Origin of the sequence: Streptomyces globosus (genome assembly GCF_003325375.1) — a bacterium.
Lineage (GTDB): Bacteria > Actinomycetota > Actinomycetes > Streptomycetales > Streptomycetaceae > Streptomyces > Streptomyces globosus_A.
The window spans coordinates 50,141-73,612 of sequence record NZ_CP030862.1 but is presented as its reverse complement, the minus strand read 5'-3'; the positions used below and the strand labels follow the sequence as shown (position 1 = coordinate 73,612).

19 protein-coding genes are annotated in these 23,472 nt (G+C 74.1%); 12 read left to right on the top strand and 7 right to left on the bottom strand.

Features of this window, described 5'->3' with window-relative positions:
* Positions 1-4 precede the first annotated feature (4 nt).
* Both C0216_RS00345 and pdhA (C0216_RS00340) read right to left on the bottom strand, forming a co-directional pair.
* Positions 5-985 carry an alpha-ketoacid dehydrogenase subunit beta gene (locus C0216_RS00345; RefSeq protein WP_114053312.1) on the bottom strand — a complete coding sequence of 327 codons (981 nt, stop codon included), beginning with the start codon at positions 983-985 and terminating at the stop codon, positions 5-7.
* Positions 985-2,199 carry a pyruvate dehydrogenase (acetyl-transferring) E1 component subunit alpha gene (gene pdhA / locus C0216_RS00340; RefSeq protein ID WP_114053311.1) on the bottom strand — a complete coding sequence of 405 codons (1,215 nt, stop codon included), beginning with the start codon at positions 2,197-2,199 and terminating at the stop codon, positions 985-987. The genes C0216_RS00345 and pdhA (C0216_RS00340) overlap by 1 nt, the downstream gene beginning before the upstream one ends.
* 325 nt (positions 2,200-2,524) lie before the next feature.
* Here pdhA (C0216_RS00340) and C0216_RS00335 point away from each other — a divergent pair, with 325 nt between their 5' ends.
* On the top strand, positions 2,525-3,187 hold the full coding sequence (locus C0216_RS00335) for a response regulator (RefSeq protein WP_114053310.1): 663 nt from the start codon (positions 2,525-2,527) through the stop codon (positions 3,185-3,187).
* A gap of 112 nt (positions 3,188-3,299) precedes the next feature.
* Here the strand turns inward: C0216_RS00335 and C0216_RS00330 are convergent, their stop codons facing one another.
* Positions 3,300-4,910 carry a protein kinase domain-containing protein gene (locus tag C0216_RS00330; protein ID WP_246042222.1) on the bottom strand — a complete coding sequence of 537 codons (1,611 nt, stop codon included), beginning with the start codon at positions 4,908-4,910 and terminating at the stop codon, positions 3,300-3,302.
* A 232-nt stretch (positions 4,911-5,142) separates the two neighbouring features.
* On the opposite strand from C0216_RS00330, the gene C0216_RS00325 reads away from it, so the two are divergent.
* From C0216_RS00325 to C0216_RS00280, 10 genes are all read left to right on the top strand, one after another.
* Positions 5,143-6,804, top strand: coding sequence for a protein kinase domain-containing protein (locus C0216_RS00325; RefSeq protein WP_114053309.1), 1,662 nt, complete (start codon positions 5,143-5,145; stop codon positions 6,802-6,804).
* Positions 6,805-6,986: 182 nt separating this feature from the next.
* The gene (locus C0216_RS00320) at positions 6,987-7,760 is read left to right on the top strand and encodes a hypothetical protein (protein ID WP_162793088.1); all 774 of its coding nucleotides are present in this window, start codon (positions 6,987-6,989) and stop codon (positions 7,758-7,760) included.
* Positions 7,761-7,856: 96 nt separating this feature from the next.
* Positions 7,857-8,492 (top strand): PadR family transcriptional regulator, encoded by a 636-nt coding sequence (locus C0216_RS00315; RefSeq protein ID WP_114053307.1) that lies wholly within the window; start codon positions 7,857-7,859, stop codon positions 8,490-8,492.
* Positions 8,493-8,518: 26 nt separating this feature from the next.
* Positions 8,519-9,268: an ABC transporter ATP-binding protein gene (locus C0216_RS00310; protein WP_114053306.1), complete on the top strand. Its 750-nt coding sequence runs from the start codon at positions 8,519-8,521 to the stop codon at positions 9,266-9,268.
* Positions 9,269-9,354: 86 nt separating this feature from the next.
* A complete protein-coding gene (locus C0216_RS00305; protein ID WP_114058358.1) occupies positions 9,355-12,075 on the top strand; it encodes an FtsX-like permease family protein in 2,721 nt (906 codons plus the stop codon).
* A gap of 105 nt (positions 12,076-12,180) precedes the next feature.
* On the top strand, positions 12,181-12,720 hold the full coding sequence (locus tag C0216_RS00300) for a bacterial proteasome activator family protein (RefSeq protein WP_114058357.1): 540 nt from the start codon (positions 12,181-12,183) through the stop codon (positions 12,718-12,720).
* A 230-nt stretch (positions 12,721-12,950) separates the two neighbouring features.
* Positions 12,951-13,826, top strand: a complete 876-nt coding sequence (locus C0216_RS00295) for an NTP transferase domain-containing protein (protein ID WP_114053305.1) — start codon at positions 12,951-12,953, stop codon at positions 13,824-13,826.
* Complete coding sequence (locus C0216_RS00290; RefSeq protein WP_114053304.1) at positions 13,823-15,157, top strand: molybdopterin molybdotransferase MoeA; 1,335 nt, start codon at positions 13,823-13,825, stop codon at positions 15,155-15,157. The genes C0216_RS00295 and C0216_RS00290 overlap by 4 nt, the downstream gene beginning before the upstream one ends.
* The gene (locus C0216_RS00285) at positions 15,145-16,245 is read left to right on the top strand and encodes a potassium channel family protein (protein WP_114053303.1); all 1,101 of its coding nucleotides are present in this window, start codon (positions 15,145-15,147) and stop codon (positions 16,243-16,245) included. Before C0216_RS00290 ends, C0216_RS00285 begins: the two co-directional genes overlap by 13 nt.
* 52 nt (positions 16,246-16,297) lie before the next feature.
* Positions 16,298-17,275: an NAD(P)H-quinone oxidoreductase gene (locus tag C0216_RS00280; RefSeq protein WP_114053302.1), complete on the top strand. Its 978-nt coding sequence runs from the start codon at positions 16,298-16,300 to the stop codon at positions 17,273-17,275.
* A 100-nt stretch (positions 17,276-17,375) separates the two neighbouring features.
* Here C0216_RS00280 and C0216_RS00275 read toward each other — a convergent pair whose 3' ends face one another.
* From C0216_RS00275 to pdhA (C0216_RS00265), 3 genes are read right to left on the bottom strand one after another with little or no spacing between them, the layout of a single operon-like run.
* Positions 17,376-18,734: a dihydrolipoamide acetyltransferase family protein gene (locus C0216_RS00275; protein WP_114053301.1), complete on the bottom strand. Its 1,359-nt coding sequence runs from the start codon at positions 18,732-18,734 to the stop codon at positions 17,376-17,378.
* Positions 18,734-19,702, bottom strand: a complete 969-nt coding sequence (locus C0216_RS00270; protein WP_246042756.1) for an alpha-ketoacid dehydrogenase subunit beta — start codon at positions 19,700-19,702, stop codon at positions 18,734-18,736. The genes C0216_RS00275 and C0216_RS00270 overlap by 1 nt, the downstream gene beginning before the upstream one ends.
* A 26-nt stretch (positions 19,703-19,728) precedes the next feature.
* Entirely contained in the window at positions 19,729-20,865 is a 1,137-nt protein-coding gene (gene pdhA / locus C0216_RS00265; RefSeq protein WP_114053299.1) for a pyruvate dehydrogenase (acetyl-transferring) E1 component subunit alpha, read from the bottom strand.
* A gap of 210 nt (positions 20,866-21,075) precedes the next feature.
* Here pdhA (C0216_RS00265) and C0216_RS00260 point away from each other — a divergent pair, with 210 nt between their 5' ends.
* Complete coding sequence (locus C0216_RS00260; RefSeq protein WP_114053298.1) at positions 21,076-21,645, top strand: Lrp/AsnC family transcriptional regulator; 570 nt, start codon at positions 21,076-21,078, stop codon at positions 21,643-21,645.
* 83 nt (positions 21,646-21,728) lie between these two features.
* Here C0216_RS00260 and C0216_RS00255 read toward each other — a convergent pair whose 3' ends face one another.
* Entirely contained in the window at positions 21,729-23,432 is a 1,704-nt protein-coding gene (locus C0216_RS00255) for a PKD domain-containing protein (RefSeq protein ID WP_162793087.1), read from the bottom strand.
* Positions 23,433-23,472: the final 40 nt, after the last annotated feature.

Sequence of the window (23,472 nt, the reverse complement as noted above, 5' to 3'; positions counted from 1 at the left end):
CTCCTCAGTACGCCAGCGAGCGGTCGACGGCGTCGAGCACCCTGTCCAGGCCGGGCAGGTACTCCTCCTCCAGGCGGGCCGGCGGGTACGGGGCGTGGAAGCCGCCCACGCGCAGCACCGGCGCCTCCAGGTGGTAGAAGCAGCGTTCGGTGATGCGGGCGACGATCTCCGAGCCGACGCCGAGGAACACCGGCGCCTCGTGGACGACCACGAGCCGGCGGGTCTTCTCGACGGAGGCCTGCAGCCCGTCGAAGTCGATCGGGGACATCGAGCGCAGGTCGACGACCTCCACCGACTTGCCCTCCTCGGCCGCGGCGGCGGCCGCCTCCAGGCAGAGCTTCACCATCGGGCCGTAGGCGGCCAGCGTGATGTCGGCGCCCTCGCGGGCGGTGCGCGCGGTGTGCAGGGAGTCCGGGATGGCCTCGGTGTCGACCTCGCCCTTGTCCCAGTAGCGGCGCTTCGGCTCGAAGAAGATCACCGGGTCGTCGCTGAGGATGGCCTGCTGGAGCATCCAGTAGGCGTCGCTCGCGTTCGACGGGGACACCACCTTCAGGCCCGCGACGTGCGCGAAGAGCGCCTCGGGGGACTCCGAGTGGTGCTCGACGGCGCCGATCGCGCCGCCGTACGGGATGCGGACGACGACGGGCAGCTTGACCTTGCCGAGCGCGCGGGCGTGCATCTTGGCGAGCTGCGTGACGATCTGGTCGTACGCGGGGAAGACGAACCCGTCGAACTGGATCTCGACGACCGGGCGGTAGCCGCGCAGGGCGAGGCCGATCGCCGTGCCGACGATGCCGGACTCGGCGAGCGGGGTGTCGATGACCCGGTCCTCGCCGAAGTCCTTCTGGAGCCCGTCGGTGATCCGGAAGACGCCGCCCAGCTTGCCGACGTCCTCGCCCATGATCAGGACCTTCGGGTCCGTCTCCAGGGCCTTGCGCAGCGACTCGTTGAGCGCCTTCGCGACCGACATCTTCTCGACAGCCATCAGTGACCCTCCTCGAAGGACGCGAGGTAGGCGGCGAACTGGGCGCGCTCCTCGTCGACGAGCGCGTGCCCGTCCGCGTAGACGTTCTCGAAGATCGCCATGGTGTCGGGGTCGGGCATGGCGCGCACCACCTCGCGGACGCGCTTGCCCAGGGCCTCGCTCTCGGTCTCCAGCTCCTCGAAGAACGCCTCGTCGGCGCCTCCGGAGGCGAGGAGGTGGGCCTTCAGGCGCAGGATCGGGTCCTTGGCCTCCCAGGCCTGCCGCTCCTCGTCGCGCCGGTAGCGCGTCGGGTCGTCGGAGGTGGTGTGGGCGCCCATGCGGTAGGTGTACGCCTCGACGAGCGTCGGGCCCTCGCCGCGGCGGGCGCGGTCCAGGGCCCAGCGGGTGACCGCGAGGCAGGCGAGGACGTCGTTGCCGTCGACGCGGACGCCGGGGAAGCCGAAGCCCTCGGCGCGGCGGTAGAGCGGCACGCGCATCTGGCGCTCGGTCGGCTCGGAGATCGCCCACTGGTTGTTCTGGCAGAAGAACACCACGGGGGCGTTGTAGACGGCCGAGAAGGTGAAGGCCTCGGCGACGTCGCCCTGGCTGGACGCGCCGTCGCCGAAGTAGGCGATGACCGCGGAGTCGGCGCCGTCCTTGGCCACGCCCATCGCGTACCCGGTCGCGTGGAGCGTCTGGGAGCCGATGACGATCGTGTACAGGTGGAAGTTGTTGCCGTTGGGGTCCCAGCCGCCGTGGTTCACGCCGCGGAACATGCCGAGGAGGTTCGTCGGGTCGACCCCGCGGCACCATGCCACCCCGTGCTCGCGGTAGGTCGGGAAGACGTAGTCGTCGTCGCGCAGGGCGCGGCCGGAGCCGATCTGGGCGGCCTCCTGGCCGAGCAGCGAGGCCCACAGGCCCAGCTCGCCCTGGCGCTGCAGGGCGGTGGCCTCGCCGTCGAAGCGGCGGGTGAGGACCATGTCGCGGTAGAGCCCGCGCAGGTCCTCGGTGGTGATGTCCTCGACGAAGGCCGCGAACTCCGCGTTGTCGGGGTTCTCCGCCGCGCCGATGCGCTCGCCCTCGGGCGTCAGCAGCTGTACGAGCTGCGGCTCGGTGTTCTGCGGGGTGGCGGCGGCCTTGGCTGCGGGGGCCTTGGCGGCGCTCGCGGCGCCTGCCGCCCGCTTGGTGCCGCTGCTGCGTCGCGGCTTGCGCGCGGCAGTGCTCTCCACGGTCACGTGTTGCTCCTCCGTCGGTCCGGCTCCCGGGTTCTCCGGGGTCCAGTGCGGCTCACCCGGCTCCGTGTCCGCGCACGGGGTGGGTGCGCGTCGTGTACGGGATCCGAGCGTGACAGGTGCCCCGGCGACTGCCCTGCGCAATGCACGTTACCCAGTGCGCCGCATAACTGCGAAACCCCGCTGACCTGCGTTTTTGCTTGGATTTCCAAGTAAATCCGGGGTCGCGGGAACAACCACTGGTCACAGCCTTGCAGGGGGCCGGAACAACGGCACGTTATCCCGGGTAACGACCTGGGGGAAGGGGTGAGTGTGTGAAACTGAGTTCGTGCGCGAAGACGGAAAAATCAAGGTATTCCTCCTGGACGACCACGAAGTGGTACGGCGCGGAGTGCACGAGCTCCTGTCGGGCGAGGAGGACATCGAGATCGTCGGAGAGGCCGGCAGCGCAGCCGATGCCCTCGTGCGCATCCCCGCCACCCGCCCGGACGTGGCCGTCCTCGACGTGCGCCTGCCCGACGGCAGCGGGGTGGAGGTCTGCCGCGAGGTCCGCTCGCGGGACGAGCACGTGAAGTGCCTGATGCTGACGTCCTTCGCCGACGACGAGGCCCTCTTCGACGCGATCATGGCCGGTGCCTCGGGGTACGTCCTGAAGGCCATCCGCGGCAGTGAGCTGCTGGGCGCCGTGCGGGACGTGGCGGCGGGCCGGTCGCTGCTCGACCCGGTGGCGACGGCGCGGGTGCTGGAGCGGCTGCGGGACGGCGGGGGCGGCCGGGGCGAGGACCGGCTGGCGAGCCTGACCGGGCAGGAGCGCAGGATCCTCGACCTGATCGGCGAGGGCCTGACCAACCGGGCCATCGGCGAGCGGCTGCACCTCGCCGAGAAGACGATCAAAAACTACGTGTCCGGGCTGCTGTCGAAGCTCGGCATGGAGCGCCGGTCGCAGGCCGCCGCATACGTGGCGCGGCTCAAGGCCGAGCGCCGCGCCTGAGAAGTTCCCGACCGGTAATCACCGGAACGGCGCAATGGGCGGGCCTGCCGGCCCGGAAACGGAACTATTCAAACCGTTTCCGGGCCTGCTTTGCGTGCGGGCCGGCGGGTGTTCAGCCCGCGTCCTCCAGCTGCGGCTTCGGCGATTCCACCGGTACCGACGGGGGCTTGGACGACGGCGACGCCTTCGAGGGCGACGGCGAGGACGAGGCGGACTTCGACGCGGAGGGCGACGGGCTGGACGACGCCGACTGCGAGAAGGAGGGGCTCGGCGAGTTCCGCGTGCGGCTCGGCGGCGGCGAGAAGTCCTCCGAGGGGCGGGAGTTGCCCGAGGTGTCCGCCGAGGGGGTGTCCTGCGAGGACGACGGGCTGTTCTGCGCGCCGCCGGAGGAGCTCTGCACGGTCGCCGGCTTGCCGCCGTCCCCGCTGCCCTGCTGGCCGACGGACTTGACGGCGTACGCGACGCCGCCGGCGATGGCGACGACGGCGAGGACCGCGAACAGCCACAGCTTCCAGCGGCCGCCGCCGCGGTCGTCGTACCGGTCGTAGCCGTCGTACCCGTCGCGGCCGCCGCCCGCGCCCTGGCCGCCGTGGCCGTGGGCGTCGTACCCGCCGGGGAAGGCCGCGCCGTCGTCCGGGTTCAGCGGCGGCACCATCGGCTGCTGGAACTGCGAGGTGGTGGCGTGCGCGGGGTAGCCCTGCGCGCCGCCCTGGGCGACGGGCATCGCGGTGGTCGGCGCGGCGCCGCCCCGGCCGTGGGGCAGGGCCATGGTGACCGGGCCGGTGTTCCAGGTGCCCGAGCCCGACCCCTGGTCCTGGAGCATCTGGAGGGCGTACTGGACGAGTCCGCGCATCTCCTCGGCGCTCTGGAACCGGTCGTCCGGGTCCTTGGCGAGGGCGCGCATGACGAGCCCGTCGAGCTCCTGCGGGATGTCGGGGCCGTCCGGCAGCTGCGAGGGCGGCACCGGCGCGTCCTGGACGTGCTGGTAGACCACCGACAGGGGCGTCTCGCCCGTGAAGGGCGGCCGCAGCGCGAGCAGTTCGTAGAGGAGGCAGCCGGTGGCGTAGAGGTCGGAGCGGTGGTCGACGGCCTTGCCGAGGGCCTGCTCCGGCGACAGGTACTGCGGGGTGCCCATGACCATGCCGGTCTGCGTCATCGTCGACTGGGCGCCGTGCAGGGCGCGGGCGATGCCGAAGTCCATCACCTTGACGGCGCCGGCGCCGGTGATGATGACGTTGGCGGGCTTGATGTCGCGGTGCACGATGCCGTGCTGGTGCGAGTAGGCCAGCGCCTCCAGCACTCCGGAGACGATGATGAGGGCCTGCTCGGGGCCGGGCGGCTCGCCGCTGCTGAGGAGGAGGTCGCGGATGGTGCGGCCCTCGACCAGCTCCATGACGATGTACGGCACCGTGTTGGCGCCGACCTTGTCCTCGCCGGAGTCGTACACGGCGACGACGGCGTGGTGGTTGAGTCCGGCGACGGACTGCGCCTCGCGCGTGAAGCGGGCCTTGGAGACCGGGTCCTCCGCGAGGTCGGCCCGCAGCAGCTTCACCGCGACGGTCCGGCCGAGCCGGACGTCCTCGGCGGCGAACACCTCCGCCATGCCGCCGCGGCCCAGGCGGTGCGTCAGCCGGTAGCGGCCGTCGCCGACCAGGCCGCCGGCGCCCCAGTGCTCAGGACCATCTGCCATCCCGGCGCCGCGTTCCTCGGGTTCGGGTGCCATGAGTCCTCGCCGTCGTCTCTCTCGGCCGCCGCGCTCAGCGGTAGGTCCTTTTTACGGTGCTCCGATGAACGCTACAGCCTCCGCACACGTCGCCGTTCGGACAATGGCACGCCGTTGCCCCGCGGTCACGGAACGGGCACCTGGCTTGACGTGTGCTTGCCCTCCGGCAGACTGGGCCCGACATGCGCTCAGCCAGACGCGTCAGGACACACCCCGAGGGGAAGCAACAGTCATGAGCCAGGACGGCAATCAGGCCCGGTACGCGGGCGGATCTCTGGCCGGTGGCCGTTACCAGCTAAGGGATTTGCTCGGCGCGGGCGGCATGGCGTCCGTCTACCTGGCGTACGACTCGGCGCTGGACCGGCAGGTGGCCATCAAGACGCTGCACAGCGACCTGGGCCGCGAGCAGTCGTTCCGCGAGCGGTTCCGGCGTGAGGCGCAGGCTGTTGCGAAACTGTCGCACACCAACATCGTCTCGGTCTTCGACACGGGCGAGGGCGAGGTCGTCTTCCCCGACGGCCGGGCCGACGCGGCCGTCATGCCGTACATCGTCATGGAGTACGTGGAGGGCCGTCCGCTGGGCTCCGTGCTGGAGGAGGACATCCGCCAGTACGGGGCGATGCCCGCCGACAAGGCGCTGAAGGTGACGGCCGACGTGCTGGCCGCGCTGGAGACCAGCCACGAGATGGGCCTGGTCCACCGCGACATCAAGCCCGGCAACGTCATGATGACCAAGCGCGGCGTGGTCAAGGTGATGGACTTCGGCATCGCCCGCGCCATGCAGTCGGGCGTCACGTCGATGACGCAGACCGGCATGGTGGTCGGCACCCCGCAGTACCTGTCGCCGGAGCAGGCGCTGGGCCGCGGCGTCGACGCCCGCTCCGACCTGTACTCGGTCGGCATCATGCTCTTCCAGCTGCTGACGGGGCGGCTGCCGTTCGACGCCGACTCGCCGCTGGCGATCGCGTACGCGCACGTACAGGAGGAGCCGGTCGCGCCGTCCTCCGTCAACCGGTCCGTCAGCCCGGCGATGGACGCGCTCGTGGCGCGTGCCCTGAAGAAGAACCCGAACGAGCGCTTCCCCACCGCCGCCGCGATGCGCGACGAGATCGCGCGCGTCCTGGCGGCCGGGCAGACCGGCGCCCCGGCCATCGTCCCCGGCGCCCACACGGGCGGCAGCGGCGCGGGCGTCGGCTCGACCGTGTTCCCGCCGCTCGACCCGGGCCTCCAGGGACCGCCCGGGCACGCGGTGCAGCAGCCGTACGCGCCGACCCCGGCGCCCGCCCCGTACGCGCCGACGCCGCCGCCTGCGGCGATGGGCCAGGGCGGCTACGCCTACCCGCCGCAGCCGCAGACGGCCCAGGGCTACGCGCCGCAGACGCCTCCGCCGTTCGCCGGCTCCGGGCAGGTCGCCCCGGCCGCGTCCGGGGCGGGCGGCCGGAAGAACATGCCGGTCGTCGTGGGCGCGATCACCGTGGCGCTGCTCGCGGTGGGCGGGCTGGTCTACGCGATCTCCGGCAACGGCGAGCAGGGCGGCAAGGACGACCAGGCGACCGGCCAGACGGCGGGCGGCCAGGCCAGCCCCTCCGGCTCCGCCAAGGCCGGGCACAAGGGCCCGGACACGACGCGCACGATCGACCCGCAGAAGTGCAAGGAGCCCACCAAGCACTACAGCGACGCGACGAAGGTGATCGCGCCGGACTTCCGGTACAAGCACCTGCTCTCGGTGAAGGAGTGCATCCAGGCGGCGGGCTGGAAGTACAAGATCGAGAAGCGCGACGAGGCGGTCTACGGCGAGGACACCGTCCTCCAGCAGCTGCCCGAGGCGGGCGGCAAGGTCGACAAGGAGGGGACCGAGTTCACGCTGGTCGTCTCCACCGGCGACCCGCAGTAGCGCCTCCGGCGGAGGCCAGACGGGCCCGTACGGGGCCGTTGTGACGACACCGGCATCCCGGGCCACCCGTGTGGGGCGCCCGGGATGCCGCTTTTGTACCACCATGTGACTCTGGGCGGGACATCTCGGCCTCCTCCCGGGCTCCGTCCCGGGGGGACCCATGCGGACGGGAGGCGCTCGCCGTGCACCGACGCCGCGCATCGCATTGGGCGGCCGGGGCGGTCCTGGCCGCCGCGGCCGCCGTCTGCGCTCTCCCTGCCGCCCCGGGCGCGGAGGCGGCGGAGCCGGCCTCCGCCGCGGTGCGGCAGGACCCCGGGGAGGGCGCCGGCCCGAAGGCGGACGGCGCGGACGGCGCCCGTGAGGCCGGCGCCGGGGACCGGCGGGACGCGCGCGGGGGCCGGGGCGATCCGGAGGGCTGGGAGAACCTGGAAGGCACGGAGGACCGGGAGGGCCTGGAGGACCGGGAGGACCGGGAGGACGGCCGCCCCGGACCGGAGAGCCTCCCGGCGGAGCCGGAGGCCCGCCGCGAGCCGGTCGACCGGGACGAGCCGGCCGAGCGGAGCGGGCGCGAGCCCGGCGGCGACCGCAGCGGCGAGGACGCCGGCATGCGCGCCCAGCTGGCCGGCACCCCCGCCGGGGCGGGCCGGCAGCGGCCCGGGCGCCCCGCGGCCGAGCCGCCGAACCCGCGGACCGTACCGGCCTCCCGCCCCCTGCCGCCCGCGCCCGCGCGGCCCGTCCCGTACCCCCCGGCCCGCCCGCCGGACGCGCCCGACGCACCCAACGCACCCGTCCCGCCCGACGCGCCCGTCCCGCCCGCGCCGGTCACGGCACTCGGCACCGGCCCGAACGAGCGCGCCGCCGACCTGGCCGCCCACCTCCTGCCGCTCGGCACCGGATTCGCCCTGATGGGCATCGGACTCGGCTGCCTCGGGGCGCGGCTGCGACGCGGGCAGTGAACCCGCCGCGGGTGCCGCGCCGGAGCCCGCCTCCCCCTCGGGGACTACGCCGGACGATGGTTGCGGTGCACGACATACTCGGTATACATACTGAGTATGTCGATCCGCCACGGACTACTCGCCCTGCTGGATGACGGACCCCGGTACGGCTCCCAGCTGCGTACCGAGTTCGAATCCCGCACCGGCTCCACCTGGCCCCTCAACGTCGGGCAGGTGTACACGACCCTCGCCCGCCTGGAGCGCGACGGCCTCGTCGCCCCCGGCGGCGAGGACCCCGCCGGCCACACCCTGTACGCCATCACCGAGGCGGGCCGCGCCGAGCTGCGCCTCTGGTACGAGCGCCCCGTCGACCGCACCAGCCCGCCCCGCGACGAGCTCGCCATCAAGCTCGCCATGGCGGTCGGCTCCCCCGGCGTGGACATCCGCGCGGTCATCCAGGCCCAGCGGCACGCCACGGTCAAGGCGATGCAGGACTACACCCGCCTCAAGGCGCAGGCCCTGGCCGCCCTGGAGTCGGGCGCGGCCCGCGAACGCGACGACGTGGCCTGGCTGCTGGTGCTCGAACAGCTCATCTTCCAGACCGAGGCGGAGGCCCGCTGGCTGGACCACAGCGAATCCCGGCTCGTACGGCTCTCCCTGACGGCCGACCGGAGAGCCGACGGGGACCCGCCGCAGGCCGCCGACCCCGCCACCGCCCCGAAACCCCGCGCGTCCCACGCCCCGCAGCGCTGACGCCGCCACCGTCCCAGGGGGGACCCATGCCCGACCCGCACCCGCACACCGAACGACCCGTACTCCAGCTCCAGGACCTGGGCCGCACGCACGGCACCGGCGCCACCGAGGTGCACGCCCTGCGCGGCGTCGACCTGTCCGTCTACCCCGGCGAACTCGTCGCGGTCATGGGGCCCTCCGGCTCCGGCAAGTCCACGCTGCTCACCCTCGCCGGCGGCCTCGACATGCCGACCAGCGGACGCGTCCTCGTCGAGGGCACCGACATCACCACCGCGAGCCGCAGCCAACTCGCCGCCCTGCGCCGCCGCAGCATCGGCTACGTCTTCCAGGACTACAACCTCATCCCGGCCCTCACCGCCGCCGAGAACATCGCCCTGCCCCTCGAACTCGACGGGGTCCCGGCCCGCAGGGCCCGCACCAGCGCCCTGGCCGCACTCGACGAGATGGGGCTGCGCGCGACCGCCGACCGGTTCCCGGACGAGATGTCCGGCGGCCAGCAGCAGCGCGTGGCCATCGCCCGCGCCCTGGTCGGCGACCGCCGCCTGGTCCTCGCCGACGAGCCCACCGGCGCCCTCGACTCCGAGACCGGCGAATCCGTCCTCGCCCTGCTCCGGTCCCGCTGCGACGCGGGCGCCGCCGGCATCCTCGTCACCCACGAACCGCGGTTCGCCGCCTGGGCCGACCGCGTGGTCTTCCTGCGCGACGGCAGCGTCGTCGACTCCACACTGCGCAGCCACGCCGAATCGCTGCTGCCGGGTCAGGCGGGCGGCCGGTGAAGGCGTACCACTCCTGGGTCGCGGCCCTCCGCATAGCCCGGCGCGACGCCTGGCGCGCCAAGGGCCGCAGCTTCCTCGTCCTCGCGATGATCGCCCTGCCGATCATCGGTGTCAGCGCCGCGGACGTCACCCTGCGCAGCTCGGAACTCTCGCCCGCCGAGGAGGTCAGCCGCAAGATCGGCGCCGCCGACGCCCTGCTGACCTCCTCCGGCATCGGCGGCCCCATCTACCAGCGGCCCGACGGAGGCGGCTACACGGCCGTCTCCGACCACGCGTTCCAGCAGTCCCCCGAGCCCGGGGCGGACCACGCGAGGTCCGCGGTGCCGGCCGGATCCGAGGCCCTGAAGGTCAGCACCGGCCACACCAAGATCCGGAGCCGGTACGGGCTGCTGCAGACCGAGCTGCGCGAGGTCGACACCGCCAGCCCCCTGGTCAAGGGCATGATCGTCATGGACCGCGGGCGGGCACCCGAGGAGGCCGGGGAGGTCGTCGCCACCAACGCCTTCCTGGAGGCCTCCGGGCTCTTCGTGGGCTCGCAGTTCACCCCGCGCGGCTCCGCCACGTGGTACCGGATCGTCGGCGCGTACGAGCTCCCCTCCGACCTGCACAAGATCGAGATCACCGCCCCGCCCGGCACCCTGCTCACCCCGCTCGACAAGGAGCTGCGGGCCGCCGGGGTGCCCGGGGTGGTCGCCGACGACGCCTACCTGGTGAAGACCGGGCCGGGTGGTTTCACGTGGAACATGGTCAAGGAGGCCAACACCAAGGGCGTCCTGGTCCGCTCCCGGGCCGTCGCCCTCGACCCGCCCGCGCGGTCCGACGTCCCCCTGTACGCGCTGATGGACAGCACGGGCGAGCGCGACTTCGCATCGCTGCCGGCCAGCGAGACGGCCATCCTCGCCACCGTCGTCGGCCTCGCCATGCTGGAGATCTGCCTGCTCGCCGGCCCCGCCTTCGCGGTCGGCGCCCGCCGCTCGCGCCGCCAGCTCGGCCTCGTCGGCGCCAACGGCGGCGACCGGCGCCACATCCGGGCCATCGTCCTCTCCGGGGGCCTCGTCATCGGCGCCGCGGCCGCCGTCGTCGGCACCGCGGCCGGCATCCTCCTCACCCTGGCGCTGCAGCCCCTCCTGGAGGAGCGCATCGGCGTCCGCTTCGGCAGCTTCGACCTCCGGCCCCTGGAACTCCTCGGCATCGCCCTGCTCGCCGTGCTCACCGGCCTGCTCGCGGCCGTGGTCCCCGCGATCACCGCCTCCCGGGAGACCGTGCTGTCCTCGCTGACCGGGCGGCGCGGCATCCGCCGGGCCAACCGCGTCCTGCCCTTCGCCGGGCTCGCGGCCGTCGCCCTCGGCGCGGCCATCGCCCTCTACGGCGCGACCGCCGACGCGGGCGCCACCGTCGTCGCCGGCGGAAGCGCGCTCGCCGAACTGGGCGTCGTCGCCCTCACCCCCGTCCTCGTCGGGCTGTTCGGCCGGGCGGGGCGCTGGCTGCCGCTCTCGCCGCGGCTCGCCCTGCGCGACGCCGTGCGCAACCGGGGCCGCACCGCGCCCGCCGTGGCGGCCGTCCTCGCCGCCGTCGCCGGCACCGTCGCGCTGGCCACGTACCAGCAGAGCAGCGAGGCGCAGCAGCGCGCCGAGTACGTCGCCCAACTGCCTGCCGGCTCCGGCAAGGTGGAACTGCACGAGTCCGGGCACCAGAAGTCCATGGGGGCCGTCCGCCAGGCCGTGAGCCGGGAACTGCCCGTCTCCGTACGGGCGGACGTCGCCCATGTCCAGGTCGGCAAGCCCGGCTGCGAGCGGGTGACGGGACCGGGCGACTGCGGCCGGGCCCAGATCGTCCGGCCGAAGGACCAGCGCTGCCCGCTCTGGGAGGACGGGGCCCCCGAGTTCACCGCCGCGGAGGTCAGGAGGCTGCGCCGGGACTGGCGTTGCACCGTCTCACAGCACAGCTCGATGTACGAGCTGGTCGTCGCCGACGAGAAGCTGCTCACCGCGCTCGCCGTGACCGACCCGGGCACCGTCGCCGCGCTGAAGTCCGGCAAGGCCGTCTCCCTGGACCCGCGCGACGTCAAGGACGGCAAGGCCACCGTCCGGCTCATCACCTCCGAGGCGGAACGCACGTTCGCGGGACCGGGCGAGCCGCCCGGCGAGGACAAGGTGTTCGCCGTGCACCAGGCGCCCAAGGGCACCAACGGCTACGGCATCTCCGTGGTCCTGCCGCCCTCCGCCGCGCAGGCCGCCGGGCTCACCGCCCAGCCGTTCGCTTCCTACTTCACGCTGGAGGGACCGCCGACCGAGCGGCAGCGCCAGCAGCTGGCCGCCGAGATCGACCGGATCGGCGTGGAGGCGCCCGTGGCCATCGAGTCCGGCTTCGAGCCCGAGGACACCACGGCCATGCTCGCGCTGACCGTCTTCGCCGCCCTCGTCACCATCGGCGCCGCGGGCATCGCGACCGGCCTCGCGCAGACCGACGCCGAAGCCGACCTGAAGACCCTCGCCGCGGTCGGCGCACCCCCGCGGGTGCGGCGCACCCTCAGCGGCTTCCAGTGCGGCGTGGTGGCCCTCATGGGCGTCGCCCTGGGCACCGCCTCCGGCATCCTCCCCGCGGTCGCGCTGCGGCTCGCACAGCGGCGCGAGATCGCCGACATGGCGAAGGCGTCCGGGATCGGGGAGGAGGTGCCGTTCGTGCCGATCGTGCTGCCGTGGGACACCTTCGCGGCGCTCCTCGTCCTGGTCCCGCTGGGCGCGGCCCTGCTCGCCGCCGCGGTGACCCGGTCCGCGAGCGGGATCGCCCGGCGCGCCGCCGGCTGAGCCCGACCGGCCCGTGCCGCACGGCCGGTGCCCCCGTACAGGGTGGATCACGCCCGTACGGGGGCACACCGTGTGCGTACGCACGTGTGCGAGACAATGGCCGGCATGGAGATGCCGAGGAGTGAACGGTCGCAGGACAGTCCCCCGCACGTCCTGATCGTGGGACAGGACGGGATGGCGGTCGGCGGCGCCGATGACGAGTCGCGCGAGGTCCCGGTGACGGAGATGGTCGAACAGCCCGCCAAGGTCATGCGCATCGGCAGCATGATCAAGCAACTTCTGGAAGAAGTGCGCGCAGCACCTCTGGACGAGGCCAGCCGGGTCCGTCTGAAGGACATCCATGCGGCGTCGGTGAAGGAGCTGGAGGACGGCCTGGCTCCGGAGCTCGTCGAGGAACTGGAGCGCCTCTCCCTGCCGTTCACCGAGGAGACCGTGCCCTCCGAGGCGGAACTGCGGATTGCTCAGGCACAGTTGGTGGGCTGGCTGGAAGGCCTGTTCCACGGCATCCAGACCGCCCTGTTCGCACAGCAGATGGCCGCGCGGGCCCAGTTGGAGCAGATGCGCCGCGCGCTGCCGCCCGGCGGCCTGCACGACGACGAGGGCGACGGGCCGCACGGCGCGATCCGCTCCGGCCCCTACCTGTAGCCGGGCGGCGCCGCCGCCCCGGCCGTCCCTGCCGTACCGGCCCGCGCCGGGCGGTGCCGGCCCGTCCGCCGGCATCCCGCCCGGCGCGGGCGCGTGTCCGGGGCGGGCGGCCGGGGCGCGTGTCCGGGGCGGGCGGCCAGGGCGGGCGGGAGCCCCGTCGGCAGGGGAGATCAGAGGGTCCGGCAAGTGCGGCTCCCACCGCGGAACATGGTCCGCGCATACTCGTGGGCATGAGCTACGACGCGATCGTCCTCGCCGGCGGCGCCGCGCGGCGCCTCGGCGGAGCGGACAAGCCTGGTCTGCGGGTGGGCGGCCGCACGCTGCTCGACCGCGTCCTCGACGCCTGCCCCGACGCCGCGGCCACCGTGGTGGTCGGCGGGCGCCGGCCCACGGCCCGGCCCGTCTCCTGGACCCTGGAGAGCCCGCCCGGCGCGGGCCCCGTCGCCGCGCTCGACGCGGGGCTGCGGCACACCACCGCCGACACGGTCCTCGTCCTCTCCGCCGACCTGCCCTTCCTCGACCGCGGCACGGTCCGCGCCCTCCTCGGCCGCCTCGCCCCGACCGGGGATGCGGAGGGCGCCCTGCTGCGCGACAGCGCCGGGCGGGACCAGCCGCTCGTCGCCGCCTACCGGGCCGAGCCGCTGCGCCGCGAGATCGCCCTGCTGGCCGCCGAGCACGGAACCCTCACCGGTCTGCCGCTGCGGGCGCTGACCGCCGAACTGGTTCTGGCCCACGTGACGGATACTGGGCCACTCGCCTCGTTCGACTGCGACACCTGGGACGATCTCGCATCGGCCCGCGCCACGATCAGGGAGCATGGGAACGTGCTGGACCAATGGATCACCGCCGCCAAGGCCGAGCTCGGCATCGACATCGACGTCGACACCAAGGCCCTGCTCGACCTCGCCCGGGACGCCGCCCACGGCGTCGCCCGGCCCGCCGCCCCCCTGACGACCTTCCTCGTCGGCTACGCAGCGGCGCGCGCCGAGGCCGCGGGGGCCGACCCGGCCACCGCCCTGGCCGAGGCTGTCCACAAGGCCGCCGCGCTCGCGCAGCAGTGGGCCTCCGAGGCCGGGGCCGGGGAGAACGGGGCGGCACCGCAATGACCCCCACGGACGCCGACCACGCCATGCGGGCCCTCGACGAGGCGCTCGCCCTGGTCAACCCCGCCCCCGCCGGATCGGGCGGGAGCGGCCCCGCCGGATCGGGCGGCTCCGGGGGCGGCGGGCACCGGGCCGCGGCCTGGCCGCAGGCCCGTGACGCCGCCGCCCGCGCCGGCGCCGGCGTCCGGCCGCGCACCCGCCGCGTCCCCCTCGCCGACGCCCTCGGCGAGGTCCTCGCGGCGCCCCTGGACGCCCTCACCGATCTGCCGTCCTTCGACACCTCCGCCATGGACGGATGGGCCGTCGCCGGACCGGGCCCCTGGACCATCCGCGCCGACGGCGGCGTGCTCGCCGGCTCCGGGCGGCCCGAGCCCCTCGCCGACGGCGAGGCCGTGCGGATCGCCACCGGCGCCCGGATCCCCGCCGAGACCACCGCCGTCCTCCGCAGCGAGCACTCCCGCGAGGCCGGCGGGCAGCTCTACGCCGACCGGCCCGTCACCACCGGCCAGGACATCCGCCCCCGCGGCCAGGAGTGCCGCTCCGGCGACCTGCTGCTGCCCGCCGGCTCCCTGGTCACCCCCGCCGTCCTGGGACTCGCCGCGGCCGCCGGGTACGACGAGCTCGCCACCCGCCCCCGGCCCCGCGTCGAGGTGCTGGTCCTCGGCGACGAGCTGCTCACCGAGGGCCGCCCGCACGACGGCCTGATCCGCGACGCCCTCGGCCCCATGCTCGGCCCCTGGCTGGAGCGGCTCGGCGCCGAGGTCACCGCCACCCGCCGGATCGGGGACGACGCCGCCGGCGCCGAGGCGCTGCTGGAGGCGGTCACCGGCTCGGGGGCCGACGTCGTCATCACCACCGGCGGCACCGCCTCCGGCCCCGTCGACCACGTCCACCCGGTCCTGCGCCGGGCCGGCGCCGAGCTGCTCGTCGACGGGGTGGCCGTACGCCCCGGGCACCCCATGCTGCTGGCCCGCCTCGGCGACCCCGCCGACGGCCGGCACGTGGTCGGCCTGCCCGGCAACCCGCTGGCCGCCGTCTCCGGCCTGCTGACCCTCGCCGAGCCACTGCTGCGCGCCCTGGCGGGCCGCCGCCTGCGGCCCCGCTACGGGGCCCCCGTCCAGGGCGACGTGCCGGGGCACCCGTACGACACCCGGCTCGTCCCGGTCCGGCTGACCGACGAGCACGCCGTACCGCTGCGCTACAACGGGCCCGCGATGCTGCGCGGCATCGCGGCGGCCGACGCGCTGGCCGTCGTACCGCCGCACGGTGCGCGGTCGGGACAGGACCTGGAGATCCTCGACCTGCCGTGGGTCTCGGGAGGATGTTTCACGTGAAACTGCACGGCCATGACGCCATGGCGCGGGCGGCGGACGAGCAGCTCGTCTCACGCCGCATCAAACTGCCGCGCAGGGTGGTGGAGAAGCCGCTCCGGCAGGTCGCCAAGCGGCTGCTGATGGCGCTGTTCGTCCTGCTCCTGACGGTGCTGATCGTCTGGCTCGACCGGGACGGCTACCACGACAACGCGAACGAGACGGTCGACCTGCTCGACTGCTTCTACTACGCGACGGTGACCCTGTCGACGACGGGCTACGGCGACATCGTGCCGTACAGCGACAGCGCCCGCCTGATCAACATCCTGCTGATCACGCCGCTGCGCGTGCTCTTCCTGATCATCCTGGTGGGTACCACCCTGGAAGTGCTCACGGAGCGCACCAGGGAAGAGTGGCGGCTGAGCCGCTGGAGGAAAAACTTGCGCGAGCACACGGTCGTGGTCGGCTTCGGCACCAAGGGCCGCTCGGCCCTCCAGACACTGCTGGCCACGGGACTCCAGAAGGAGCAGGTCGTCATCGTCGACCCCAGCTCCAAGGTCATCGAGATCGCCAACTCCGAGGGCCTCACCGGCGTCGTGGGCGACGCGACCCGCTCCGACGTCCTGCTGCGCGCGGAACTCCAGAAGGCGCGCCAGGTCATCATCGCCACCCAGCGCGACGACACCGCGGTCCTCGTGACCCTGACGGCCCGGCAGATGAACCGCGGCGCGAAGATCGTCGCGGCGGTCCGCGAGGAGGAGAACGCGCCGCTGCTGCGACAGTCGGGCGCCGACGCGGTCATCACCAGCGCGAGCGCGGCCGGGCGGCTCCTCGGGCTGTCGGTGCTGAGCCCCAGCTCCGGCGAGGTGATGGAGGACCTCATCCAGCAGGGCAGCGGCCTCGACATCGTGGAGCGGCCCGTGAAGAAGTCCGAGGTCGGCAAGGGGGTCCGGGAGACCGAGGACCTGGTCGTCAGCGTACTGCGCGGGCACCGGCTGCTGCCGTACACCGACCCGCACGCCAGTCCCCTCCAGCTGACCGACCGTCTGATCACCATCGTGCGCGCCGCCCCGCCGGCCCAGCCCCCGATCAACCTCGGCCCGACCGGCTGAGCACACCGCTGCACGGACCGGCCCGGGGCGGGGCTGGCGTACGCTCCGGGCCATGCATGCGATCACGATCGAGCAGCCCGGCGGTCCCGAGGCCCTCGTCTGGGACCGGGCACCCGACCCGGTGGCGGGCGAGGGAGAGGTCCTCGTCGACGTCGCCGCGAGCGCGGTGAACCGCGCCGACCTCCTCCAGCGGCAGGGCTTCTACGACCCGCCGCCCGGCGCCTCCCCCCACCCCGGCCTGGAGTGCTCGGGGCGGATCGCCGCCGTCGGGCCCGGCGTGTCCGGCTGGGCCGTCGGGGACGAGGTGTGCGCCCTGCTCAGCGGCGGCGGCTACGCGGAGCGGGTCGCCGTCCCCGCCGGCCAGCTGCTGCCCGTCCCCGCGGGCACCGACCTGGCGACGGCCGCGGCCCTGCCCGAGGCCGCCTGCACCGTCTGGTCGAATCTCTTCATGGTCGCCCACCTGCGCCCCGGCGAGACCGTGCTGGTGCACGGCGGTGCGAGCGGCATCGGCACCATGGCCGTCCAGCTGGCGAAGGCGGCCGGGGCAACGGTGGCGGTCACCGCGGGCGGCCCCGAGAAGCTCGCCCGCTGCAGGGAGCTCGGCGCCGACATCCTGATCGACTACCGGACGCAGGACTTCGCGGCGGAGGTGAAGGCCGCGACCGGCGGCGCCGGGGCCGACGTCATCCTGGACATCATCGGCGCCAAGTACCTCGCACGGAACGTCGACGCCCTCGCCGTGAACGGGCGGCTCGTCGTGATCGGCCTCCAGGGCGGTGTGAAGGCCGAGCTGAACCTCGGCGCACTGCTCGCCAAGCGGGCCGCGGTCGCCGGGACGACGCTGCGGGCGCGGCCCCGGGAGGAGAAGGCCGCGATCGTCGCGGCCGTACGGGAGCACGTGTGGCCGCTGGTGGCGGCCGGCCGCGTCCGGCCCGTCGTCCACACCGTGCTGCCGATGCGCGAGGCCGCCGAGGCCCACCGGCTGGTGGAGTCCGGCGCCCACGTCGGCAAGGTGCTGCTGGCCGTCTGAGCCCGCCGCGCACCGCGGGGGCCGGGGGCAGGGCGCGGCAGCGCGCCGGTCCGGGCGGTCTGACCCCCGCCCGGACCGGCCGCCCCGCCCGCGGGCGGGCCTACAGGGTGCGCAGCAGCACCGCCGGGTTCTCCACGCAGTCGGCGACGTACCGGAGGAAGCCGCCCGCCGTGCCGCCGTCGCACACCCGGTGGTCGAAGGTGAAGGACAGCTGCACGACCTGGCGGACGGCGAGCTCGCCCCGGTGCACCCACGGCTTCGGGGTGATCCGGCCGACCCCGAGCATCGCGGCCTCCGGGTGGTTGATGATCGGCGTCGAGCCGTCCACCCCGAACACCCCGTAGTTGTTCAGGGTGAAGGTGCCGCCCGTCAGGTCGGACGGGGCGAGCTTCCCGGTGCGCGCCAGCTCGGTCAGCCGCGCGAACTCCGCCGTCAGCGACTCCGCGCTGCGCTCGTGGGCGTCGCGGACGACCGGGACGACCAGGCCGCGCTCCGTCTGGGCGGCGAAGCCCAGGTGCACGGAGGGCAGGCGGACGATTTCGTTCGCCGCGAGGTCGACCGTGGAGTTGAGCTCCGGGTGGCGGGCCAGCGCCGCCGTGCAGATCCGGGCCAGCAGGGCCAGCACCGAGACCTTCGGGCCGCCCGCGGCGTTCATCGCCGCGCGCGCCGCCATCAGCTCGGTCGCGTCGGCGTCGACCCAGCAGGTCGCGTCGGGGATCTCGCGCCGGCTGCGCGAGAGCTTGTCGGCGACCGCGCCGCGCAGCCCCTTGAGCGGGATCCGCTCGGCGCCGGCCGGCGCCGCGGCGGCGGTCGCCGGAGCAACGGCGGGTGCGGCGGAGACGGCGGCCGGCGCCCGGAGCGCCGCCTCGACGTCCGCGCGCAGGATCAGGCCTTCGGGCCCGGACCCGGTCAGGACCCGCAGGTCGATCCCGTTGTCGCGGGCCAGCTTGCGCACCAGCGGCGAGATGACGGGCACCGGCCCGGCGGGCCGGACGGCAGGCGCGGCCGGAGCGGCCGCTGGGGCCGGAGGGGCCGGAGGGGCCGGAGGGGCCGCGGGGGCGGCGGGAGCGGGGGCCGGAGCCGCGGAGGCGGGTCGCACCCGCCTCCGACGCGCCGTGCGCGAGTGGTCCGTGCCGTAGCCGACCAGGACGTTGCCCGAACCGGACTCCTCCGGCTCCTGCACCGTGCCGGCGCCGGCCGCGTCACCCGCGCCCGCACCCACCGCCACCGTGATCAGCGGTGCTCCGACGGGGAGTTCCGTGCCCTCCTCCCCGAAGCGGGCGGTGACGACACCGCCGTAAGGGCACGGCACTTCCACCATCGCCTTGGCCGTCTCGACCTCGACCACGGGCTGGTCGACGGCGACGACGTCGCCGACCGCGACCAGCCAGCGGACGATCTCGGCCTCGGTCAGTCCCTCCCCGAGGTCGGGGAGCTTGAACTCCATCACCTGCGCCATCAGTCCTCCCACTGGAGGCGGGCCACGGTGTCCAGGATCCGGTCCACACCGGGCAGGTGGTGCTTCTCCAGCATCGGCGGCGGGTACGGGATGTCGAAGCCCGTCACACGCAGCACCGGCGCCTCCAGGTGGTGGAAGCACTTCTCCTGGATGCGGGCGGCGATCTCCGCACCGGGGCCGCCGAAGCCGTTCGCCTCGTGGACCACCACGGCGCGCCCGGTGCGGCGCACCGAGGCGACGACCGCCTCCTCGTCCAACGGAACCAGCGAGCGCAGGTCGAGGACCTCCAGGTCCCAGCCCTCCTCGCGCGCCGCCTCGGCCGCCTCCAGGCACACCGGCAGCGACGGCCCGTACGTGATCAGGGTGGCGCCGGTGCCGGCGCGGCGGACGAGCGCCTTGCCGATGCCGGGCACGCCGGCCGGGGCCTCGGGGTTCCAGTCGGCCTTCGACCAGTAGAGCCGCTTCGGCTCCATGAAGACGACCGGGTCGTCGCTGGCGATGGCCGCGCGCAGCAGCCCGTACGCGTCCTCGACGGTCGCCGGGGTCACCACGTGCAGCCCGGGGGTGGCCGTGTAGTAGGCCTCGGAGGAGTCGCTGTGGTGCTCGACGCCGCCGATGCCGCCGCCGTAGGGCACGCGGATGGTGATCGGCAGGGGCATCGCGCCGCGGGTGCGGTTGCGCATCCGCGCCACGTGCGAGACGAGCTGCTCGAACGCCGGGTAGGCGAACGCGTCGAACTGCATCTCCACGACCGGCCGCAGGCCGTACATGGCCATGCCGACCGCCGTGCCCAGGATGCCGGCCTCGGCGAGCGGGGTGTCCGTGCAGCGGTCCTCCCCGAACTCCTTGGCGAGCCCGTCGGTGATGCGGAAGACGCCGCCGAGGGTGCCGACGTCCTCGCCCATCACGTGCACCGCCGGATCCGCGGCCATCGCGTCGCGCATGGCCCGGTTCAGGGCCTGCGCCATCGTCGCGGGCTTCGCCGCCACCGTCGTCACGACTGCTCCTCCGCGTCGAGCTCGGCGCGCAGCATGTCCGCCTGCTCGCGCAGCCGGCCGGTCTGCTCCGCGTAGACGTGCGCGAAGATGTCCATCGGGTTCAGGACCGGGTCGGCGTTCATCCGCTCGCGCAGGTCGGCCGCCATCTCCTCGGCGGCGTCCCTGGCCGCCTGGACGGCCTGCTCGTCCAGGATCCCGCGGGCGGTCAGCTCGCGCTCCAGCAGTGCCACGGGGTCGTGCGCCTTCCATGCCTCGACCTCGGCGTCCCCGCGGTAGCGGGTCGCGTCGTCGGCGTTCGTGTGGGCTTCGATGCGGTAGGTGACGGCCTCGACCAGGGTCGGGCCGCCGCCCGAGCGGGCCCGCCGGACGGCCTCGGACAGCACCTCGTGGACGGCGGCGATGTCGTTGCCGTCGACCAGGCGGCCGGGCATGCCGTAGCCGACGGCCTTGTGCGCCAGGGTCGGGGCGGCCGTCTGCTTGGACAGCGGGACGGAGATCGCGAAGCCGTTGTTCTGGACGAGGAAGACCACCGGGGCCTTCCAGACGGCCGCGAAGTTCAGGGCCTCGTGGAAGTCGCCCTCGCTGGTGCCGCCGTCGCCGACCATGGCGAGCGCCACCACGTCGTCGCCGCGCAGCCGGGCCGCGTGGGCCAGGCCGACCGCGTGCGGGAGCTGGGTGGCGAGCGGGGTGCTGAGGGGGGCGATGCGGTGCTCGCGCGGGTCGTAGCCGGTGTGCCAGTCGCCGCGCAGCAGGGTCAGCGCCTGGACGGGGTCCAGGCCGCGCGCCACGGCTGCCAGGGTGTCGCGGTAGCTCGGGAAGAGCCAGTCCTGCTCCTGGAGGACCAGGGCGGCCGCGATCTCGCAGGCCTCCTGGCCGACGGTGGAGGGGTAGACGGCGAGCCGGCCCTGCCGGGTCAGCGCGGTGGCCTGCGCGTTGTAGCGGCGGCCGCGGACCAGTTCCGCGTGGCAGCGGCGCATCAGGTCGGCGTCGAGCTTCTCCGCGGCCGGGGTGCCCAGCACCCGGTACGGCTCGGGGTCCGGGAGCAGCGGAGCGGCGTCCGTACGGGGCCTCCAGGCGGGCGGCGGGGTCGACCGGTGGGACGCACCTGCGCCGGGCAGCTCTTGGACCGTCATGGCGGCGTACACCTCCTCATGGGAAGCGGGCTGGGGTACCGCCCAGCGGGTGGGCTGGGGGAGGGGCGCGGCCACGGGTGTGAGGCGCCTCACCAACCGATTGTTCGGTCGATGGCGCAATTTGGCTACAGGCGGGTGCAGGCTGTGGACAAAGTGGCGCCGGGGCCCTGGGATGGATGCAGGACGTCCAGGACAGGGAGGCAGTGGGCAATGCCGGATGAACAAATGGCCGCGGCGGGCTCCGCAGCGGGATCCGCACCCGCCCCGGCCGGAGGTGCCGCTCCCGCCCCTCAGGCCCCTCCCCGCCCACTGGACCCGATCGACCGCTCGATCATGCGGCTGCTCCAGGCGGACGGACGGGCCTCCATACGGTCGGTCGCCGAGCAGGTGCACGTGTCCCGGGCGAACGCCTACGCCCGCATCAACCGGCTCATCGACGACGGCGTGATCCGCGGGTTCACGGCGCGCGTCAACCACGAGCGGGCGGGCCAGGGCGCCTCCGCCTACATCACGCTGAAGATCGTGCAGAACTCGTGGCGGACGGTCCGCGAGAAGCTCCGCGAGCTGCCGGGCGCGGCCCACATCGCGCTGGTCAGCGGCGACTTCGACGTCCTGCTGCTGGTCCACACGCCCGACAACCGCACCCTGCGCGAACTGGTCCTCACCCGCCTCCAGGCGATCCCGGAGGTGCTCTCGACGCGCACCCTGCTGGTCTTCGAGGAGACCGACCTGCTCGATGCGGGCCCCGGCGGCGGAGCCCGGGCCATCGCGGAGGAGTGACCGCCCCGCCGGTCCTGCACCGGACACGGCGGCGCCCCGGAGGCGGCCTCGCGGGCCTGCCTCCGGGGCGCCGTTTCACCGGGTCACTTCGTCTCGTAGTACCCGAACATATCGACGATCAGGTCGATGTCGCCGAAGCTCTGGTTCCAGAGGTCGATGGTGCCGTTGGTGCCGCCGGAGCTCGCCTGCACCAGGTTCGGGACCGTCTTGCCCGGCGTGAAGTTCAGCGACGAGGACCGCGGCGGGTCCTGCCAGACGGCCGTGTTGTCGAAGTAGGACGCCGGCGAGTTGACGTCGGGGGCGACGGAGAGGAAGCCGCTGTCGCGGGTGTTGGTCACCGTCGTGTTCAGCACGTACCCGGCGATGCCCGGCTCCCCGTGGGAGATGTCCATCCAGATGTAGTCCTGGCCGGGCAGCGGGCCGCTGCCCCACTCGCGGGTGTCCAGGCGGCGGTGCGGGGTGGTGGCCATGAAGGCGCCCGAGCTGTCGGGGCTGTAGTAGCCGACCACGTCGACGATGACGTCGACGCCCGCCCAGGCGCCGTTCATGACGCTGATCCGGCCGTCGGAGCCGACCGGGACGATCACCGAGTTGGCGACCGTCTGCCCGGCCGTGAAGTTCACGTTCGAGGTGTTCGGGGCCGCCTGGCCGCTCGGGTAGACGGTCAGGTGGCCGGCCTCGCGCGGGGCGGTCGCCGTCACGTTCAGGGCCACGGCGGTGGCGTTCGAGGGCACGTACAGGCCGCCGAGCTGGGTGGAGAAGCTGGCCCGGCCGGCGACCTGGCCGCGCGGCGCGCCGAGGCCGGAGCGGGTGTCGACGGTGCGGACCGGCGTCATCGGCGTGAAGCCGCTGGAGGCGCTGCGGCTGAAGTAGCCGGTGACGTCGGCGATGAGGTCCACCGCCTCCCAGCCGCCGTTGTACAGCTCGACGGTCCCGTCCTTGCCGACCGGCACGATCACCATGTTCGGGACGGTCTGGCCCGCCTCGAAGTTGAGGTTCGAGGTGGTCGGGCGCTTGCCGCCGCCGGGGAAGGCGGTGACGTGGCCGCCCGTGGCGGTGTTGGTGACGGTGACGTTCAGGGCGACCGCGGTGGCGCCGGCCGGGATCTTCGCGTTCCCGGCGATCTTCACCCGGGTGGAGGTGTAGGGCGCGACCTTGCCGCCGCCGGTACGGGTGTCCAGCAGGCGGGTCGGGGTGTGCGGGGTGAAGTCCGAGCCGCTGGTCGAGAGCGGGACCTCGTTCACGACCTGGGCGTTGTTCGCCGCGTCGGTCACCGTCACCTTGACGTTGTACTCGCCCACCTCGGCGTAGCGGTGCTCGCGCTTGACCTCCAGGCCGGGCAGGCCGTCGGCGGTCTCGACGGTTCCGTCGCCCCAGTCGAAGGTGACCTTGAGGGTGGTGCCGGGGGCGCTGATGATCGCCGCCTGCAGCTCGACGCCGTGGGCGGTGGTGGTGCGGCCGTTCAGGACGACGGCCAGCTCCTCGTTGGCGGCGGGGGCGGGCTCCGCCTGCGCCGTGGCGTCGGACTGCGCGGTGGCGCCGGCCTCCGCACCTGCTCCCGCCTTGCCCTTCGTGCCGGGCAGGGCCTTGCGGACCGACCGCTCGGCCGGGCTGTGGAAGGTCTTGGCCTCGGGCTTGGCCAGCGGGCCGGCGTCCACGCCCCCGGCAGGCCCCCCCTTGGCCGCGGGTCGGACGGGAGCGGCCTGCGCCGCTGCGGGCACCAGGACCGTTCCGAAGCTGGCCGCCGCAACGACGGCAGCGGAGATGACAAGACGGCGGTTGCGCACCGGCCCCCCATGATGATTTTTGAACGCGCTCAGGATCGAG